The organism is Sphingomonas bacterium (genome assembly GCF_028292945.1).
In the GTDB taxonomy this organism is placed as follows: Bacteria; Pseudomonadota; Alphaproteobacteria; order Sphingomonadales; family Sphingomonadaceae; genus Sphingomonas.
The window spans coordinates 26,746-45,106 of record NZ_JAQGLJ010000017.1; the positions used below are offsets into that span (position 1 = coordinate 26,746).

Below are 18,361 nucleotides of genomic sequence, written 5' to 3' on the forward strand. Positions count from 1 at the left end.
CCCCTGTCGCGCTTGAGGGCAACGGTTTCCGGCAGGTGTACTGTTAAAGCGTTGTTAGGCGGTTCGGAATAGCGTGCCGTCCCAAGTCTGGGATTCTTGGCTCGCGGTAATCTGCGTTTGCCCCGGATCAGGACAGGTCGCCCATCCAGCCTTCCCACCGGCGATACGCGACGCGGGTGCCGTCGTCGCGATGGGCGCGGACGTCGGCCCGGTAGGCGGTGGGCGTGACCCCGAACGCGGCCGCGAACAGTCGGCGCATCCGCGCCTCGTCGGCGAAGCCATGTTGCTCCGCCAGATCGGCAAACGCCGCCTCACTGCCCTGCTCCAGCGCATCGCGCACCGCCTGCAGCCGCCTCTTCTGGATGAACTGCGTCACGCCGCCCTGCGGCTCCATCAGCCGGTACAGCGCCGATCGCGAGATGCCGAGCGCGTCGCCGATCACATCGGCCCCCAGCTTGCGCCGCGACAGGTTCGCCTGGACGAAACCGCCGATCGCCTCGCGGCGCAGCACCTCTTCGCGACCGCGCTCGGTGCGCCGCGTCTCGCTGCCCTCCAGCGCACCACCCAGCAGTTCGACAAAGGCGTGCGACAGGCTGCGCGTCTCCGCCGTGTCGCCGGCGTGCCGCACCAGCGAGCGCAGGAAGTCGACCAGGATCAGCGTCGCGGGCGGGCGCAGCACCCGGCCGTGCAGGTCGGACACGCCGTCGATCGCTGGCGTCATCCGATAGCGCGCGATGCTGACGGTGATCAGGTGCGCGTCCACCGGCGTCTGGCGCGACGGCTCGCGCGTATCGAGCAGCACCACCTCGCCGGGCTCGACACGCTTGAAGCGGCTGGCGTCGCTGCCGTGCAACGTACCCGCCAGGACGGCATGCACGACCAGGTGATCGAACCCGTCCGTCCGCACCTTGCCCGGGTCGCGGAAATGGGTGACCCCGGTGAACCTGCGATCGAACAGGATCATGCCGTCCAGCCGCCACCCCGCGACCGTGGCGGCGAACGGGCCGTCGGCACGCTCCACCCGGGCCCCGTTCGCGTACAGCCGGGCATAGTCGGCGAAGGCCTCGTCGGGATCACGATCGGCACTGGCGAACAGGAACCCCTCGGTCACGCAATCATCGCCGTGTTCTCGCCACCCGCCCTTGTGCGCACGACATGCCGCCATGCCCGCGTGCCGGCAAGCGCCGCCGCGCCGGCGACCACCGCGGCCACCGCGACCACGGCGGCCAGTGCCAGCGCCAGGCTGTCGCCCGCCCCGCCCAATCGGTCGCTGGCCACGCCGGTCACCAGCGGCCCGATGCCGAACCCGACCAGCGACACGGTGGCGAAATACGCGGCGTTGACCGCCAGCCGATCGTCCGGCGCGACCAGCGGCTGCAATCCGATCAGCGCCGCCGCCGCCGCGAACCCGCCACCGATGCTGAGCAACCCGATCGCCAGCAGCGCGATCGGCAGCACGGGCGCGACCGCCAGCAACAGGCAGGCCGCCATCGCGACGGTCGCGCCCCCTGCGATCATCGGCCCCGGCGCCCACCCGGCGCGTTCGGTATCGTAGCGACCGGCGAGCAGGTGACCGGCGGGCGCGGTGAACAGGATCACCGCGCCGGTCAGCGCCGCGGCGGCGCCCGGCTCGACCGCGAACCCGCGATGCACGATCGAGCTCGCCCAGGCGCCGCCCGCCTGAACGATCAACACCGCCGCCGATGCGCCGGTCACATGGGCGATGAACGCGCGCGGATGCGCCGCCAGCGCGCGCAGACCGCCCGTGCCGTGCGGCCGCGTCGCCGCCGATGGAGGATCGGCGGATCGCGCGTCAAACAGCAGCATGGCAAGCAGCGCCAGATTGGGCACGATCAGCCACAGGGTGGCCATCCGCCACGGCTCCGCCAGGACGAGAGTCCCTCCCGTGGCGAGCGTCAGCAGCAACCCCGCGATCAGCAATCCTCCACTGCGTCCCGCCGCCGACCCCGCGGTGAACGACGAGATCGCCGTCGCCGGACGGTCGAACCCGCTCAGCAGCGCCAGCGCGGCCGGGGCGAAGCCCGCCTGCCCGATCCCGAGCGCGACGCGGGCCAGCAGCAGGTCGTCGAAACTGGTCGCGGCGGCGGACATCAGCCCCGCCACCGTCCACGCGATCACCGATGCGACGACCAGGCGGCGCGGGTCCGTGCGCGCGCCCAGCGCGCCGATCGCCGCCGCTCCCAGCGCGAATGGAAGGATAAAGGCGGGACCATGCAACAAGCCCTGCTCCGCATCGCTCAGCGCGAACCGATCGCGCAACACGGGCGCGAGCGCCGCCGGCAGCGCCCGGTCGGCATGGGCGCAGAAGTGCAGCGCGGCGAGAAGGAGGATGCTGGCGCGGCTGGAGCGCACCGACGCGGCTTCGATCCTGATCTCCGCTGTCCTTCCCCCCGGCCCTGCGGTTGCCTTAACCTGTATTGAATGCGACGTCGTGGCAATGGTCGGCCCAAAACAGGACAATGCTTCGCCGCCGCCGGAACGCATGCTGCTCGCCTCGCAGGGGTTTACCGGGTGGCTGGCGGCGAATGACTGCGCGGTGGCGCTCACCACCTATCAGGCCGGGCGGCTGTTCCTGCTCGGCCGCCGCCCGGATGGCGTTTTGCGCGCGCACGAACGTCGCATCGACCATTGCCAGGGACTGTGGACCGACGGGCAGTCGATGTGGGCCTCGTCCAGGGCGATCCTCTGGCGGTTCGAAAACGACCTCCCCGCCGGCCCCGATCGCCGCTTCGTACCCCGCGAAGGCCGCGTCACCGGCCAGATCGACATCCACGACATTGCTGTTGGAGATCGCAACTTCCACACCGGGGAAACCCCCTCGATCGGCCCCATCTTCGTCACCACCGGCTACAACTGCCTCGCCACGACCAGCGACCACGGCAGCTTCCGCCCGCTCTGGCGCCCGCCCTTCGTCAGCGCCCTCGTCGCGGAGGACCGCTGTCACCTGAATGGCCTCGCGATGCGCAACGGCCGCCCAGGCTTCGTCAGCGCGGTCAGCCGTTCGGATGTTGCCGACGGCTGGCGCGAACGGCGCCGCGACGGCGGCGTGATCCTGGACGTCGCAACCGGCGAGGCGGTAGCGACGGGACTGTCGATGCCGCATTCTCCGCGCTGGCATGACGGCCAGCTATGGGTGCTCAATTCCGGCACCGGCGAGTTCGGCCGCATCGACCTCGCCTCGGGCACGTTCGATCCCGTCGCCTTCTGCCCCGGCTATGCGCGCGGGCTGGCGTTCGTCGGCGGCCACGCGGTGATCGGCCTCTCGCGCCCCCGCCACAACCAGACCTTCGAAGGGCTGGCGCTGCAGGAACGACTTGAAGCCAAGGATGCGGTCCCGCGCTGCGGCCTGATCGTCGTCGACCTCCTCAGCGGTCGCACCGTCGAGTGGCTGCGCTTCGAACACACGATCGACGAACTGTACGACGTGGCCGTCCTGCCGGGTGTGGCACAGGCCGAAGCGGTGGGGTTTCAGGGGCCGGAGATCAACCAGCGCGTGACGCCGGACAGCTGACCGCTACTCCCGCGCCGCGCGCTGCGCCAGCTTCGTCAGCGGGGAGAAGATGTACGCCAGCACCGACCGCTTGTCGCCGAGCAGGCTAACGTCGGCGGTCATGCCCGGCCCGATCTGCAGCGGCTTGCCCTGCGGATCGAGGAAGCGCCTGCCCGCCGCGCGCACGCGGATGGTATAGTGGCTCTCCCCCGTCCGCTCGTCGACCGTGGCGTCGGGCGAGATGGTGTCGACCGCCCCATCCATCGCCCCGTAGATCGCGGAGTCGTAGGCCGTGATGTTGATGCGCGCGGGCTGACCCAGACGGACCGACGCGATGTCCTTGGGCAGCACCGTCGCCTCTATCATCAGCGAGTCGTTCGTCGGCACGACCTCGGCGATCGGCTGACCCGCGCCGATCGTGCTGCCGACGGTCGACACGAGCACGCGGTTGACGCGCCCGTCGACGGGCGCGACGATCACCGAACGGCGGACGCGATCGGCCAGCGCCGGCATCTGCTGACGGCGCGCGGCCATCTCCGCCTGCGCGGTCGCCAGCTCGGTGCCGGCCTGCGCGCGCCACTGCTGGCGGACCTGCGACAGCGCCGCCCGGGCTTCCGCCACGCCGCCCTGCGCACGCGAGATCGCCGCCTGAGCTTGGGCCGCGTCGCTGGCCGCAACGCTGGCCTGGCTCTGCAGCTGAACCAGCGTCAGGCGCGGTTCGATGCCGCGCTCCACCAGCGGCCGCATCAGGTCGAGCTGCTGGCGCGCCGAGTCTCGGGCAGAAACGCGTGATTGATACGCCGCCTGCGCCTCCGCGACGGCGCGTCCCGCCTGGCTCATGCGCGCGTTGGCCGCGGCGCTCAGGCTGGCGAGGTCCGCCATTCGCGCCGCGTGCAGCGAGCGTTCGATGCCGATCTGCTCAGCCTCGATCGTGCTTGTCGCGGCCGGATAGCTCGGCGTGCGCCCGTCGATCTCCGCCTGCAGCCGCGCGACCTTCGCCGCCAGTGCACCGATCGTCGCGCGGCTGCTGCCCAGGTCGGCCCCGCCCGCCAGCTCGCTCAACCGCACGACCGGCTGCCCGCGGCGGACGACTTGACCCTGCCGAACCAGAATCGCCTCGACGATGCCGCCTTCCAGGTGGGATAGCACCTGCAATCGTCCGCTCGGGATCACGCGACCGGCCGCGTGTACTGTGCGGTCCAGCTTGGTCAGCGCCGCCCAGATCACGAAGATGGTCACGAAGCCAAGGATCAACCACAGCAGCAGATTGGACGCCGAGCGCAGCTTCAGCCGGTCGGCATAATCCTCGAGGTTATGTTCGGCCATAAACTAGGCCGCCCTGGGGCGTGAAAGTTGCGATAGGACCTGATCGCGCGGGCCGTCGGTCACCACCTTGCCAGCCTCCACCACCACCACGCGCTCGACCAGCGCCACCAATGCAGGACGATGCGTGATCAGCAGGAGCGTGCGTCCCTTCACCTCCGCCTGCAATCGCGCAATCAGCTGACCTTCCGTCTGCTGGTCCATGCTGCTGGTCGGCTCGTCGAATACCAGCAGCGGCGGCCGGCCGGCCAGCGCGCGTGCGAGACCGATCGACTGGCGCTGTCCGCCCGACAGCCCTTCGCCGCGATCGGCGAGCACCAGGTCATAGCCGTTGGTCAGCCGGCTCATGAACTGGTGCGTGCCCGACAGCTCGGCCGCGCGCAGCATCTCCGCCTCGTCGATCCCGTCGCGATCGAGCGTGATGTTGTCGCGCACGCTGCCGCTCAGCAGCACGCCGTCCTGCAGGGCCGCGCCGATGCGACTGCGCATCGCATCGGGATCGAGCTGACGGATGTCGGTGCCGTCGATCAGCACCAAGCCTTCCTGCGGCTGGTAAAGGCCGAGCACGAGCCGTGCGATCGTCGACTTGCCCGATCCGACCCGGCCGAGCAGCGCCACGCGCTGCCCCGCCTCGATCGTCAGCGACAGGCCGTCGAGCGTCTTTTCGGCCGCGCCTGGGTAGCGGAACTCGACGCTCTTCAGCTCGATGCGACCGGCAAAGGTCGCGGGCTTCAGCCCGTCCTTCTCGGGTCCTTCGGATTGCGCTGCCATCATCGCGTCGATCTGGTTGTACGCGGTCCGCGTGGCCGACAGCCGGGTCAGCAGTTGCGCGATCTGGCCAAGCGGCTGCACCGCGCGGCCCGCGAGGATCGAGCACGCGATCAGGCCGCCCATCGTCAGCCGCTGGTCGGCGATCAGGAACACGCCGGCGATCACCGTGCCGGCATAGGCGAGCGTGTTGGCGGTCGAGGCGACCGTGATCGCGATCGTCGACACCAGCCGCTGCCGCATCGAACTGTCGGAATGGGCGCGGTTGGCGTGCTTCCAGCGCCGCCCGAGCAGTGCGGCGGCACCGCTGGTCTTGACCATCTCCAGCGCGCCGATCGTCTCGACCAGCACCGACTGCTTGTTGAGCCCTTCGTTCATCGACCGCGCCGCCAGCCGGTCCTGCGCCCCGCGCGTCAGCCACCCCGCGCCGATCACCAGCGGCACCGCCGCGAGCGGTACCAGCACGATCCACCCACCGATGATCGCGATGAACAGCAGGGTGACGAGAATGAACGGCACGTCCACCATCGCCGTCAGCGTGGCGGAAGCGAAGAAATCGCGCAGCGTCTCCAGCTCGCGCATCATGCCGGTCAGCGCGCCGGTCGAACCGCGCTTCTGGTCGAGCCGGATCGCCACCAGCCGCTTGAACACGGTGCGCCCGACCTCCTGGTCGATATCCGCGCCAGCCATGTCGACGAAATACGCGCGCAGCACGCGCAGCGCGAAGTCGAAGACGATGACGATCAGCAGCCCGACCGACAGGGCGATCAGCGACGCGACGGCGTTGTTGGGCAACACGCGGTCGTACACCACCATCGTGAACAGCGACGTGACCAGGCCAAAGATGTTGATCGCCGCCGCCGCGAGCGCGACCTTGCCATAGGTGCCACGATTGCGCAGCATCGGCTCGACCAGCCAGGGTGCGAAGCGCGGCCTGGGTTCGGGGACGAAGGTGTCGCTCACCGGTCCTGCTCCGCCGCCGGTTCGATCCCGAGCGCGGGCAACAGCTGGCCGGTACGCGCAAGCAGCACGTAACGCGCGGTGTCGAGCTCGATCGTGGTCTGGATATAGCGCGCCGCGACGCCGAAATAGTTGCTCTCCGCGCCCAGCAGGTCGAACAGCGTCCCGCGCGACACGCGGAAGCGTTCGGCCAGCACGTCGCGCGAGCGGCGGCTGGCGATGTAGTTGCTCTTGAGTGCCGCCTCCGCGTCGAACAGCGCCTGCAAGTCGGATCGCGAGATGTCCGCGTCGCGCCGCGCTTCCAGCCGGGTGCGATCGAGCCGCGCGGTGGCTCCGGTCGCGCGGGCGGCGGCCTGATCGACGCGCTGCATGGTCCCGCCGAACAGCCGCCAGCTGACGGTCAGGTCGGCGCGGATATCGAAGTCACGCGCCGTTTCGAACACGCCGTAGCGCCCGGCCGAAATCGCCGCACCCAGCTGAGGCAGCGTGTCCGAGCGCGCCGCGCGCGCGTCCTCGCGCGCCGCCGCCGCCCCTGCGGCCGCCGCCCGAACCGCCGGCAGACGATCAAGGTCGGGCTCGCCGGCGATGACCGGCGCGGGCGGATGACCGATATCGGCGGGCGGGTCCTCGCCGATCTGCGCCCGATAGCGCGCCTCCGCGCCAGCCAGCGCGCGCCGGAAATCGACCAGCTGCGCTTCCGCCGCCGCGCGATAGCTGTCGACCTGCGCCACGTCGCCCGCTGCCGCCGCTCCTTGTGCGATGCGGGTGTCGACCGCGCGGCGCAGATCCGCCTGGTCGGCCGCGAACGCCTCGCCCAGCCGCACGAGCGCGCGATAGCCGAACACATTGTACCACGCCCCGATCGCATCCAGCGCGACCTGCGCGCCCGCGTCGTCGATCCCCGCCGCCGCCTGGCGCACGCGCTGACGACTGGCCCGCACGCGCGCGTTACCCGCGCCGAAGTCGAACAGCGGTTGATTGACGCGCGCGGTGGCGTCGGTGCGTTTCGAAGGGCGTGAGCGCTCGAGCAGGTTGAGCGGATCGTTGGAAAACGCGCGGTCGACGATGCGAAAGTGCGTGAACTGGATATCGGCCGACGGCTGCTGTCGCGCGAGCGCCTCGTTCTTGATCGCCTCCGCCTCGTCGGCCTGCGCGGTCGCCTCGCCCAACCGCGGGTTGCGCGCGACCGCGGCGGCGATCGCCGCCCTGAAGCTTTCGGCGGATGTACTCTGCGCCGCGATGCGCAGCACCGGATCGCTGGCGAGGTCGACCCCGAACGGCTCCTCGCTCGGTGCCGGCAGCCCACCTGGTCGTTGCCGCAGCAGCGGCACGCGCGAGACGGGCGGCTGGCTTAACAGCGGCCCCTGCACCGCCGGTGTGGACGGCACGGCGAGCGGTCGCTGCACGGGAAGATCGGCGCGCGGCTCCACGTCCGCCTGGGTCGGTGTGGGCAGCGGCCGTTGATCCGGCCTGATCGCTGGCGGCGTCGCGCCACGCTGCGGCGCCTCCACCAGCGATGGCGGCGTTACCTGGGCAAGCACACCAGCGGGCGCCAGCAGGAGCAGCGCGCGCGCGCAGGCGTGGGGACACAGGGAACGCAGGCTCATCCGGCTCGCTTCTGAACGCCGTTCAGCCACGGCGGCCGGGCCTTGCCCGCTTCGCCACGGATACGCAATGGACGCCGCCATCCTCATCAGTTCACACCCGAGACCTTGCGCAGGAAATGCCCGGTCGACACGCCGCGGAGCAGCGCCAGTCGGTAGTGCATCACCTGGTCGTCGCGCTGCCATTGCGCGCCCACCGGCCAATCGGCGAGCAACGCGCGCGCACGCGGCAGATCGATCAGTCCCGCCGCCAGCGAGTCGCGGCCGATATGGGCGATCTCGTCCGCCAGGGCAGCGCGATCGGCATCAAGCCCTTCGAACCAATCGGCACCCTGATAGCCCTTGCGGGTCTCGTTCGCCGTTTCGGGCGGGAGTCGGTCCGCAAAGGCGCGACGCGCCAGCGCGCGGGTGATTCCGCCTGCAAGATACTGTTCGGGCGGCACGGACAGGCAGAACTCCACCAGCCGCCGGTCGGCGGTCGGATCGCGCAGGTCGATGCCCCAGCCCCCCAGCACGCCCTTCGTATAGTTGCCATAGTCGGTTGCCGCGAACAGCCCCAGCTGCGCCGCGCCCGGCGTGCCGACCGGCCAAGCCGCAGGTTGCGACGCCGGATCGGGCACCGCCTCGGGCGTCACCAGGCTGTAGTCGCTCAGCCGCCGTCTTCTGCCCGTGAACCGGAGAACGCCCGCCCTCAGTGCGTCCGGCAGCAGCGGTCCAAGCGCCGCGTTGGCGATCGTACCCACCCGCGTGCCCCGCCGCCGTAGCGCCAGCGCCTCGCGCCCCAGCGTCAGCAACCGGCCGTGCGCGAGCAACTGGTGCAGGCGATCGAATCCGTGGTGACTGAAGCTGGCATTGCCCATCGCTCCGGTCAGCAGCACCCGCACACCCCGCGCCCGCGCGGCGTCGCGCAGGGCGTTCGCCCAAACCCCGTTACAGATGTTGAGCATGGGCCGCTCGTACAGATATGCGTCGCGATCCAGCGCGGCGAGCGGCGAACCCCGGTTCTCCACCCGCACATGCGTCACGTTCGGGTACAGCGCCGCCACCCGTGCCGCCGCGGGTCCTTCGTCGGCGAAATCCCGCGGGTCGGACTTGAAGCCCGCGCGTGGCACGGCGGTGAGTGCGGTTACCCGTCCCCCGCTGGGCGCGAGCAGGCGGGCGGCGGTCGCCGCAACCGTCGCGCTGTCCAGCCCGCCGCTCAGCGTCGAGCCGACATGGTCGATCGCACCCCGCAGCCGGGCGGTGACGGCGCGATCCATCTGCTCGCGCATCGCCTCGGCATAATCGTCCGCGTGCGGCAGCATCAGCGGCCGTGGCTCCGGCCGCCAATAGCGCCGCGTCCGCACGCCATTACCGTCGATCACGACCAGGTGGCCGGACGCTACCTTTTCGATGCCCTCGAAGAAACTAGCTCCGCCCGTTTCCGTCTGCAGGGCCAGAAAGGCCGCGGCCGCGTGCGGGTCGGCGCAGCGCCTAATCTGCGGCAGCGCGTGCAAGCCCTTGGGCATGGACGCGAACGCCACGAAGCCGTCGCCGCGATGGAAGTGCAAGGGTCGCTGCCCGAAGAAGTCCCGCGCCAGCACCAGCCGCCGTTCGGGCGCATCCCACCAGGCAAAGGCAAAGTCGCCCACCACCCGGTCGAGCGCGCCCAGGCCCCAGCGATCCAGCGCCACGCCGAGCAGGGAAGCATCCGAGACGCCGGCCGGCCGCTCGACGCCAAGCGCCGCTTCCAGCTCCGCCCGATTATCGATCCGGATATCGGCGGCGAGCAGCCGACCGGCGGCGTCGCGGAGCACGCCACGGTCGTGCGCGTCCTCCGGCACCAACCGGTGTAGCCGCCGCCCCAGCGTGGCGGCGCCGTCGACGCGAACGCTCGGCGCGTCGGGCGCATAAACCGCCTGCGCGGCAAGCATGCGTTCGCACGCATGCCCGGCCAGCGCCGTTCCGTCACCCGACCCCGCCTGCCAGAACCCGGCCAACGCCGTCATATCGTGGTGTCAAATCTGCCGGCGATCAACGAACCGCCGCTAGGCCGCCCGCCGCCGACACCCGTTCCCTTACGACTTGTTGACCTGATCGTCGCTTCGCGGGCCAACGCCGTTCTCCGCGTCGCCAGCCGCCATGGTAACGACTTCAGGCGTGAGCCACACCGCGCGCTGATCGGACGGCTGCTGCGTGCTGGGCGTGATGAGATCGGACATGAACGAATACTTCCCCTAGGAATCACTCAGTAGCCGAATTGCATGATTCGCCCTAGGCGACAAGCCGTGCCGACGGGAGCGCGAGCGTTGCGCGCGCACCGTCCCGAACAGTGGGACAAACTGACGAATGGACGCAGATCTGGTGGCATCACGTGCCGCGCCGTTGATGGAAACGGCCATCGACGGCGACATGGTGGCGCTCGATATCGAGAATGGCGCCTGTTTCGGATTCAACGCCACCGCGACACGGATCTGGGCGCTGCTGGACACGCCCATGCCGATCGCGGCCGTGGTCGATCACCTGGTGGGCGAGTTCGCGGTCGATCGCGCGCGCTGTCGCGACGAGGTGACGGCGCTGCTGCGACAGTTAGAGGGGCGCGGTCTGGTCCGGCTTGAACCTGCCATCTGACTGCGCGCGCGGGGCGTGTCTTGATCGCCCCCCCTCCCCCGCTCGCGCCTCGCGCCAGCGCCGTGCCAGCACCCGCACCGGATAGGCCCAACGACTGCCGCCCACATGCGGGTCGGGCGTGAGCTTGCGCCGCATTTCCACGGTCCGATAACGCCAGCCCGGCAGCAGCAGGAACTGGGCGAGATGGATGGGCAGCGTGCCCCAGGTGCGCTCGGCGGCGGCGTCATAGCCCTCCTCGTCGAGCATCATGCGCGCCGCGGCCCAGGCGAGCAGCCGCGCGGTGCGATCGGCGTGCAACGCGGCGGCGAGTTGCGGCGTCAGCACTGTTCCAAAATGACGATGGGACAGCAGCAGCGCCTGGCCCGCCGCACGCCCGGCGCCCAGCGCCTGCGATCGGTGGTAGAGCCGCTCCGTCTCCAGTACGTCACCTCGTGCGAGCAACGCCGCCACGTCCGCCAGCCATTTCAGCCGCCGCCAGCCGCTCGCCGCCCCGTGCACGCACAGATAGGCGAACAGCGTGTCGGTCGTCAGCGTCGGCAACACCATGCCCGGCGACAATTCCACCAGCTGTGCCGGACTCCACGCGCCGACATCCGGCAGCAGCAGCGGGTGGTCGACCAGCGCGCTATGCAGTTCGACATGGATGCCGCTCATTTCGTGGCGCCAGACGGATTCCTTGGAAAAGGCGTGCCATTCCGCCAGGCTGACCGTGCCCGGCGATGGCAGCGAACACCGATACCCTGCCTCGCCCAGCACCGCTGCGGCTGTTTCGAGACGGGCGGGCGCGACCAGCAGGTCGATGTCCCACCCCATCTTCACGCCGAGATCGCGATAGGCGAGCATGCCCAGCGCGACGCCCTTTACCAGCAGCGCCGGGACATCCGCCGCCGCCATTCGCCGGTGCAGCCGCACCGATTCGGCGGCGAGGCGAAGGTTGTCGGTAGCGATGCGCCGCGCGTCGGCGGCGAGCGGCGCAGCCGGCAGGCCTGCCTGGCTGAGCGCACGGTACACCAGCCCCTGCACCCGGTGCCGCCGCGCCAGTGCCGCGAACAACTGCCAGTCCACGCCGGCAGCGCATCGCGCCACGTCGGCTGCGTTCACCGGCCACCGGCAACAGGCGAGCAGCAGGTCGACAGTCGATGAGGTGGCGCGTTGCGTTGACATCGGATCCCGTGCGACACGCCGCGCGTGCGACCCCACCCTAGACCGGATCGAGCGATCGAGGCCAGCGAGCCATGACGCGCCCACTCCGCTGGCGAGCGGCCGTGCACAACGCGGACGTCCTGGCCGAGGCGGGCGCGGCGCTGATCCTCGCCTCGCTGGCGATCCGCTGGCTGCCGTTCGCGCGCGTGCTTGCCCTCGCGGGCTGGCAAGGAGCCCCGCGACGGGTCGATGCCGCTCTGGCGAGGCGCGCGCGCTGGGCAGTGGATCGGCTGGCGGACGTCGTGCCCTGGCGTGCCGTGTGCTTTCAGCGCGGGCTGGCGCTGCATTGGATCCTGCGCCGCCGGGGCATGGCGTCGTTGCTGCACTATGGTGTCGGGCGCGAGGGCGACGGGGTCAGCGCGCATGTCTGGGTCTCGCTCGACGGCGCGGTCCTGATCGGCGCCGAAGAGGCGGCGCTGCACCCGTGCCTGCTGGTCCGCCCCCTCCCGCTGCCAGTCGACGCGCCGGCGACGTGATCGCGCGCCGCTACGCTGTCTTCGGTCTCGACATCGCGTCGCAGATCGAGTTGCCCGACCTCGCGCCGGGCACCGATGCGCCCGCGGACGTCACCATCCGCCTGGGGACGGTCGACAGCGACGCGCGAGGGCCTGGCCTGGACGTACAGGGCGACATGGCCGTGCTGGTCGTGCCCGACGTGGCGCGCTTTTGCATCGCGGCCGGGCGCGACATGACGGTCGAGCCGGCCCCCGGAGCCGCCATGCGTGACGTGCGGCTGTACGTGCTCGGGTCGGCGATGGGCGCGGTGCTGCACCAGCGCGGATTGCTGCCGCTCCACGCCAACGCGGTCGGCATCGGGAACGGCACGGTCGCGCTGCTCGGCCATTCGGGGGCGGGCAAGTCGACGCTGGCGGGCTGGTTCCACGATCGTGGCCATCGCGTGCTGTCCGACGATGTGTGCGTGGTCGATCCGGACGGTCGCGTCGCACCGGGCATCCCGCGTCTGCGGCTATGGCGGGACGCACTCGAGGCGAGCGGACGCGATCCGGGCGATCACGCCGTCTCCTATGCCGGCGCGGACAAGTTCGACGTGCCGATCGCGGCAACGGAGGATCAGCCGCTGCCGCTGCGGGCGATCTATCTGCTCGGGCGCGCGGAGCCGACGACGATCACGCCGCTGACCGGCGCCCACGCCGTTGCCGCGCTGGTGGCGAACACCTATCGCGGCAGCTATGTCCGCGCTGCTGGCCTTGCTGGCCGGCATCTCGCCGCCTGCACGGACCTCGCCCGGCGCGTGCCGGTCTTCGCCTTCGACCGGCGGTGGGACCAGGCGTGCATCGACGCGGATGCCGCGGTGCTGGTCGCGCATGCGCAAGGGCTCGCCGCGCGATGACCGGCCGCGCATCGCTGGTCGCGTTTGCCGCCGATCTGTGCCGCTTCGCCGGCCGACGTGGCGCGGCGGCGCTGATCGCGATGCTGGCGGGAGCGGTCGCGGAGGGTGTTGGGCTGGCGGTGCTGTTGCCGTTGCTGGCGCTGGTGCTGACGCCCGCGCGCGCAGGCCCTGGTGCGCTGGTCGATCGCGCGTTGGGCTGGACCGGCGTCGAAGGGCAGCTTGCGCTGCTCGCCCTCGTGCTCGGCGCGTTCGTCGTGGCGATGCTTGCGCGGGCGCTGGTGCTGACGTGGCGCGACCGCGTGCTGATGTCGCTGCAGATCGATTTCGTCGCGGCACTGCGGGCGCGGCTGCTGACCGCGCTGGCGCAGGTGCGGTGGAGCGACATCGCGACGATACGCCACGCACGCATCGCGCAGGCGCTGGGGGAGGATCTGGAGCGTTGTGGCGCGGCAACGCACACCGTCCTGCAGATCGCCGCAATGACCGCCATGCTGGCGACGCAATGGCTTCTGGTGCTGCTGATCAGCCCGCGCCTTGCGGCCGCCATGCTGCTGCTGATCGCGATGGCGGCGCTGGTCTTCCTCCCCTCGCTGCGGCGCGTCGGGCGGGCCGGGTTCGGGCTGGCGACCGGCCGGCTGGGTGCTGCCCATGGCACGGCTCAGCTGCTCGGCGGCTTGAAATCGGCCCTGGCCGAAGGCACACAGTCGTTGTTCACCGCGCAGCTTGCCCGCCTGGGGGCGGAACAATCGGCGAAGCGACTGGATTTCCTGCGCCGCACCGGGCGCTCTCGCATCGTCGCCGCGACCGGGCTGGGGGTCACCGGCGCGCTGGTGATATTCGCCGGCGTATGGCTCGGCTCGTCACCGGTGGCATTGCTCGCCACGCTGGCGATCTTCCTGCGCATGGCCGGACCAGCGCTGACGATGCAGCATAATGCGCAGACGCTGACCGATCAGCTCCCCGCGCATGCTGCCCTGGCCGAGCTGGTGGGCGAGCTTCGCCGGAACGAGGTGCTTTCCACCCAGACCCGCACCCTGCCGCGTCGCGCGGAGATCCGCCTACAGGAAATCGGCTATCGCCATCAGCAGGGCGCCGGCGTTGACGGCATTTCGCTTACCCTCTCTCCCGGCGAGATGATCGCGGTGATCGGCCCGTCGGGGGCCGGCAAGACCACGCTGGTCGACCTGCTCGCCGGGCTGTTGCGACCCCAGACCGGATCGATCACGATCGGCGGGGTGGCGCTGGACGGCACGACGCTCGCCGATTGGCGCACGCACATCGCCTATGTCGGGCAGGACAGCTTTCTGCGTCACGACACCGTGCGTGCGAACCTGCTCGCCGGAGCCGCCGTGATGGAGGAGGAGGCGATCGCCGACGCGCTGGCGATCGCCGGCGCCGACGACCTGCTCGCAGGCCTGCCCGACGGGCTGGAGACGGTCGTCGCCGAGCGCGGCGCGCGTTTGTCGGGTGGTCAGCGTCAGCGCATCGCGCTCGCCCGCGCGCTGCTGCGTCGCCCGGATCTGCTGATCCTCGACGAAGCGACCAACGCGCTGGACCCCGCGGCCGAGCAGGCGGTGCTAGCGCGGCTCGCCGCCCTGCGGCCGCGGCCGCTGATCGTGATCGTGGCGCATCGCCCGGCACCCCAGGCGGCGTGCGACCGAGCCATCACGCTGGAGGACGGCCGGATCGCGAGCGACACCCTGCGCGGCTGAGACGAACGCTTAGTGGAAATCGTGGCTCTTGATCGGGATCACGTCTTCCGGATCGCAACCGCTGCGAAACGGAGAATGATAGTCGCTGCGAACCTTTGGCTTCCACCCCGGCTCGCCCCGGTCGGGTGAGCCGCCGCTGCCGGGGCGGCTCAGCTTTGGCATGTCGATGTCGCCGACCTGGCGCAGCATGGCGGTATAGTCGTGGATGCGGTCGGCGATGACGTGGATGACCTCTCCCTCGCGCTGCACCACGCCCGTCACGCCGATCATCGCCGACGACATGACGACGGTGCGCTGCGCCTCGAACCGGTCGGGCCACAGGATGATGTTGGCGACGCCGGTCTCGTCCTCGATGGTGATGAACAGCACGCCCTTGGCGCTGCCCGGCTTTTGCCGCACCAGGATGATGCCGGCGATGTCGACCCGGCGACCGTCCTTGGTCGCCTTCAGGTCCGCGCACCTGATGATGCGCCGGCGGGTGAATTCCGGACGCAGGAAGAACAGCGGATGTTGGCGCAGCGTCAGCTGGGTGGCGCGGTAATCCTCCACCACCTCGCGCCCGGCCGTCAGCGGCACCAGCGCGACCGGCTCTTCGCGGCGTTCGGCATATTCGAGCAGCGGCAGCGCGGTCTCGCCCAGCCCGCGGATCGCCCAAAGCGCCTGCCGCCGGTTCAGCCCCAGCGCATGAAAGGCGTCCGCCTTGGCAAGTTTCTCCAGCGTGGCGAGCGGCACGCCGGAGCGACGCCATAGGTCCTCTACCGATGCGAAAGGCCTCGCCTCACGCGACGCGAGGATGCGTTCGGCGTGGGCGGCGGCGACGCCATGCACGATGCGCAGGCCCAGGCGCAGGGGGAGCAGATGCCCTTTCCCCTTCAGCAGCCGCGTGTCCCAGTCGCTGTCGTTCACACACACCGGGCGCACCTCCACCTGATGCTCGCGTGCGTCGCGGACGATCTGCGCCGGCGCATAGAATCCCATCGGCTGCGCGTTGAGCAGCGCCGCGCAGAACACATCGGGATGATGGCACTTCATCCACGACGAGGCGTAGGCGATCTTGGCGAAACTGGCGGCGTGGCTCTCGGGAAAGCCATAGGAGCCGAACCCCTCGATCTGCTTCACCAGCCGCTCGGCGAAGTCGGGACCGATCCCGTTCCTGGCCATGCCGTCGATCAGCTCCTGTTTGAACTGGCCGACCCCTTGCGTGTATTTGAACGTCGCCATCGCCTTGCGCAGCTCGTCGGCACGGCTAGGCGAGAAACCGGCGCCGACGATCGCGACCCGCATCGCCTGTTCCTGGAACAGCGGCACGCCGAACGTCTTGCCCAGCACCGCCTTCAGCTTCTCGCTGGGATAGTCGAACTCGATGTTCGGATTGGCGCGCTTCTGTTCGCGGCGGCGTAGATAGGGGTGGACCATGTCGCCCTGGATCGGACCGGGGCGGACGATCGCGACCTGGATGGCGATGTCGTAGAAGGTCTCCGGCTTCATGCGCGGCAGCATCGCCATCTGCGCGCGGCTCTCGATCTGGAACACGCCCAGCGTGTCCGCCTTCTGGATCATCGCGAAGGTGGCGGGATCGTCGACCTGCAACTCCGCCGAGGACAGCGTCAGGTCGATGCCCTTGTGCGCGCGCAGCAGGTCGAACGCGCGGTTCATGCAGCCGAGCATGCCGAGACCCAGAATGTCGACCTTCATCAGGCCGAGCTCCTCGATGTCCTCCTTTTCCCATTCCACCACCCAGCGGTTGGGCATGGCGGCAGGCTGGATCGGCACCAGGTCGTGGAGCGGATCGCGGGTGAGCACGAAACCGCCGGGGTGCTGCGACAGGTGCCGGGGCGTGCCGATCAACTCGCGCGCGAGCTCCAGCGTCAGGGCGAGGCGCGGATCGCCCCGGTCGAGGTTGAGCGCGTCCACATGCCGGTCGGCGACGCCCTCCTCCGACCAGCCCCAAACCTGCCCGGCGAGCGCGGCGGTCATGTCCTCGGGCAGACCCAGCACCTTGCCCACCTCGCGCACCGCGCCGCGCGCGCGGAAGCGGCTGACCACCGCCGTCAGCGCGGCGTGATCATGACCGTAAGTATTGTAGATCCACTGGATCACCTCCTCGCGGCGCTCGTGCTCGAAATCGATGTCGATATCGGGCGGCTCGCGGCGGTCGGGGGAGATGAAGCGTTCGAACAGCAGCTCGTGCTTGACCGGGTCGATCGAGGTGATGCCGAGCACGTAGCAGATCATCGAATTGGCCGCCGATCCGCGCCCCTGGCACAGGATGCCCTGGCTGCGCGCATAGCTGACGATCGAGTTCACGGTCAGGAAATATGGCGCATATTCCATCTGCGCGACCAGCCGCAGTTCGTGATCGAGCAGGTCGAGGTAACGCTGGTCGGGCACGCCATCGAAGGGTGCTCGTTGGAACAAGGCGTCCAGCGCGCGCCGCGCCAGCGCCGCCAGCGCGGCCTGCGGCGTCTTGCCGCTGAACACCTGCTCTTCGGGATATTGATAGCGCAGTTCGCGCAGCGAAAAGGTGCAGCGTTCGACGATCGCGTCGATCGCGGCAAGCGCTTGCGGGTGATGGGCGAAACGCCGTGCCATCTCCGCCGGGGGTTGCAGGCAGCGATCGGCGGATCGCTCGCGCCGCAGTCCCAGATCGTCGATCGTGCGCTTCTCACGGATCGCGGTGACAACGTCCTGCAGCACGCGCCGATCGGGATGGTGGTAGAGAACGTCGCCGGTCGCGAGCGGCTTCAGGCCGAAGCGGCGCGCGTAACCCTCCAGCTGGTATAGCCGCCGCATATCATCGGGCCGGCGCTGGTGCGTCAGGCAGACATGGCCACGCTCGGCCCCGAAGATGTCCGCCATCCAGCGCAGGTCCGCCTCGTTCGCGCCCTGGGAAGCGGATACCAGCGAGGCGACCATTCCCCGGGAATGAGCGGCGACATCCTCCCAGTGCAGGAAGCATCGGCCCTTTTCGCCGTGCTTGGTATCGGCCCGGGCGTTACCCAGCGTCAGCAGGTTGGTCAGCCGCGACCAGGCGGCGAGATCCTCGGGCCAGACCAGCAGCGACGCGCCGCTGACCAGATCCAGCCGACAACCCGTGACCAGCCGGATATCGATCCCGCTGTCCCGCTTGATCTCGTCGCAGGCGTAGAGCGAGCGCACCAGCCCCGCGACCGAGTTGCGATCGGTGACGCCCAGCGCCGACATACCCATCGCCGCCGCGGTCGCGAACAGCTCTTCGGGCGACGACGCGCCACGCAGGAAGCAGAAGTGGGTGGTGGCCTGAAGTTCGGTGTAGGTCATACACGGGCCAAGGCAGAAC

14 protein-coding genes are annotated in these 18,361 nt (G+C 70.1%); 5 read left to right on the forward strand and 9 right to left on the reverse strand.

The window, feature by feature from the left end:
- Window positions 1-127: 127 nt before the first annotated feature.
- Both JWN21_RS02280 and JWN21_RS02285 read right to left on the reverse strand, forming a co-directional pair.
- Window positions 128-1,111, reverse strand: coding sequence for a helix-turn-helix domain-containing protein (locus tag JWN21_RS02280; RefSeq protein ID WP_299645793.1), 984 nt, complete (start codon window positions 1,109-1,111; stop codon window positions 128-130).
- Entirely contained in the window at window positions 1,108-2,373 is a 1,266-nt protein-coding gene (locus tag JWN21_RS02285; RefSeq protein ID WP_299645795.1) for an MFS transporter, read from the reverse strand. The genes JWN21_RS02280 and JWN21_RS02285 overlap by 4 nt, the downstream gene beginning before the upstream one ends.
- On the opposite strand from JWN21_RS02285, the gene JWN21_RS02290 reads away from it, so the two are divergent.
- The gene (locus JWN21_RS02290; protein WP_299645797.1) at window positions 2,351-3,532 is read left to right on the forward strand and encodes a TIGR03032 family protein; all 1,182 of its coding nucleotides are present in this window, start codon (window positions 2,351-2,353) and stop codon (window positions 3,530-3,532) included. The two genes, JWN21_RS02285 and JWN21_RS02290, sit on opposite strands and share 23 nt — an antisense overlap.
- A 3-nt stretch (window positions 3,533-3,535) precedes the next feature.
- Here JWN21_RS02290 and JWN21_RS02295 read toward each other — a convergent pair whose 3' ends face one another.
- The 5 genes from JWN21_RS02295 to JWN21_RS02315 form a co-directional block, all read right to left on the reverse strand.
- Window positions 3,536-4,837 carry an HlyD family type I secretion periplasmic adaptor subunit gene (locus tag JWN21_RS02295; protein WP_299645799.1) on the reverse strand — a complete coding sequence of 434 codons (1,302 nt, stop codon included), beginning with the start codon at window positions 4,835-4,837 and terminating at the stop codon, window positions 3,536-3,538.
- A 3-nt stretch (window positions 4,838-4,840) separates the two neighbouring features.
- On the reverse strand, window positions 4,841-6,565 hold the full coding sequence (locus JWN21_RS02300; protein WP_299645801.1) for a type I secretion system permease/ATPase: 1,725 nt from the start codon (window positions 6,563-6,565) through the stop codon (window positions 4,841-4,843).
- On the reverse strand, window positions 6,562-8,169 hold the full coding sequence (locus tag JWN21_RS02305) for a TolC family protein (protein ID WP_299645803.1): 1,608 nt from the start codon (window positions 8,167-8,169) through the stop codon (window positions 6,562-6,564). The genes JWN21_RS02300 and JWN21_RS02305 overlap by 4 nt, the downstream gene beginning before the upstream one ends.
- A gap of 86 nt (window positions 8,170-8,255) precedes the next feature.
- A complete protein-coding gene (locus JWN21_RS02310; RefSeq protein WP_299645805.1) occupies window positions 8,256-10,154 on the reverse strand; it encodes an asparagine synthase-related protein in 1,899 nt (632 codons plus the stop codon).
- Between the two features lie 69 nt (window positions 10,155-10,223).
- On the reverse strand, window positions 10,224-10,367 hold the full coding sequence (locus JWN21_RS02315) for a hypothetical protein (protein ID WP_299645807.1): 144 nt from the start codon (window positions 10,365-10,367) through the stop codon (window positions 10,224-10,226).
- A gap of 166 nt (window positions 10,368-10,533) precedes the next feature.
- Here JWN21_RS02315 and JWN21_RS02320 point away from each other — a divergent pair, with 166 nt between their 5' ends.
- Entirely contained in the window at window positions 10,534-10,776 is a 243-nt protein-coding gene (locus JWN21_RS02320; RefSeq protein ID WP_299645810.1) for a PqqD family protein, read from the forward strand.
- Here the strand turns inward: JWN21_RS02320 and JWN21_RS02325 are convergent.
- A complete protein-coding gene (locus JWN21_RS02325; protein ID WP_299645812.1) occupies window positions 10,735-11,877 on the reverse strand; it encodes a nucleotidyltransferase family protein in 1,143 nt (380 codons plus the stop codon). The two genes, JWN21_RS02320 and JWN21_RS02325, sit on opposite strands and share 42 nt — an antisense overlap.
- A 134-nt stretch (window positions 11,878-12,011) precedes the next feature.
- Here JWN21_RS02325 and JWN21_RS02330 point away from each other — a divergent pair, with 134 nt between their 5' ends.
- From JWN21_RS02330 to JWN21_RS02340, 3 genes are read left to right on the forward strand one after another with little or no spacing between them, the layout of a single operon-like run.
- Entirely contained in the window at window positions 12,012-12,455 is a 444-nt protein-coding gene (locus JWN21_RS02330) for a lasso peptide biosynthesis B2 protein (protein ID WP_299645814.1), read from the forward strand.
- Window positions 12,452-13,330 carry a hypothetical protein gene (locus JWN21_RS02335; protein WP_299645816.1) on the forward strand — a complete coding sequence of 293 codons (879 nt, stop codon included), beginning with the start codon at window positions 12,452-12,454 and terminating at the stop codon, window positions 13,328-13,330. Before JWN21_RS02330 ends, JWN21_RS02335 begins: the two co-directional genes overlap by 4 nt.
- Window positions 13,327-15,042 (forward strand): ABC transporter ATP-binding protein, encoded by a 1,716-nt coding sequence (locus tag JWN21_RS02340; RefSeq protein WP_299645818.1) that lies wholly within the window; start codon window positions 13,327-13,329, stop codon window positions 15,040-15,042. Before JWN21_RS02335 ends, JWN21_RS02340 begins: the two co-directional genes overlap by 4 nt.
- Window positions 15,043-15,051: 9 nt before the next feature.
- Here JWN21_RS02340 and JWN21_RS02345 read toward each other — a convergent pair whose 3' ends face one another.
- Window positions 15,052-18,342 carry an error-prone DNA polymerase gene (locus tag JWN21_RS02345; protein WP_299645820.1) on the reverse strand — a complete coding sequence of 1,097 codons (3,291 nt, stop codon included), beginning with the start codon at window positions 18,340-18,342 and terminating at the stop codon, window positions 15,052-15,054.
- Window positions 18,343-18,361: the final 19 nt, after the last annotated feature.

Coding starts and splice junctions, on each gene's coding strand:
- JWN21_RS02315 (WP_299645807.1), bottom strand. CDS start 10,367: ATGTCCGATCTCATCACGCCCAGCACGCAGCAGCCGTCCGATCAGCGC.
- JWN21_RS02295 (WP_299645799.1), bottom strand. CDS start 4,837: ATGGCCGAACATAACCTCGAGGATTATGCCGACCGGCTGAAGCTGCGC.
- JWN21_RS02310 (WP_299645805.1), bottom strand. CDS start 10,154: ATGACGGCGTTGGCCGGGTTCTGGCAGGCGGGGTCGGGTGACGGAACG.
- JWN21_RS02320 (WP_299645810.1), top strand. CDS start 10,534: ATGGAAACGGCCATCGACGGCGACATGGTGGCGCTCGATATCGAGAAT.
- JWN21_RS02330 (WP_299645814.1), top strand. CDS start 12,012: ATGACGCGCCCACTCCGCTGGCGAGCGGCCGTGCACAACGCGGACGTC.
- JWN21_RS02345 (WP_299645820.1), bottom strand. CDS start 18,342: ATGACCTACACCGAACTTCAGGCCACCACCCACTTCTGCTTCCTGCGT.
- JWN21_RS02340 (WP_299645818.1), top strand. CDS start 13,327: ATGACCGGCCGCGCATCGCTGGTCGCGTTTGCCGCCGATCTGTGCCGC.
- JWN21_RS02290 (WP_299645797.1), top strand. CDS start 2,351: ATGCTGGCGCGGCTGGAGCGCACCGACGCGGCTTCGATCCTGATCTCC.
- JWN21_RS02305 (WP_299645803.1), bottom strand. CDS start 8,169: ATGAGCCTGCGTTCCCTGTGTCCCCACGCCTGCGCGCGCGCGCTGCTC.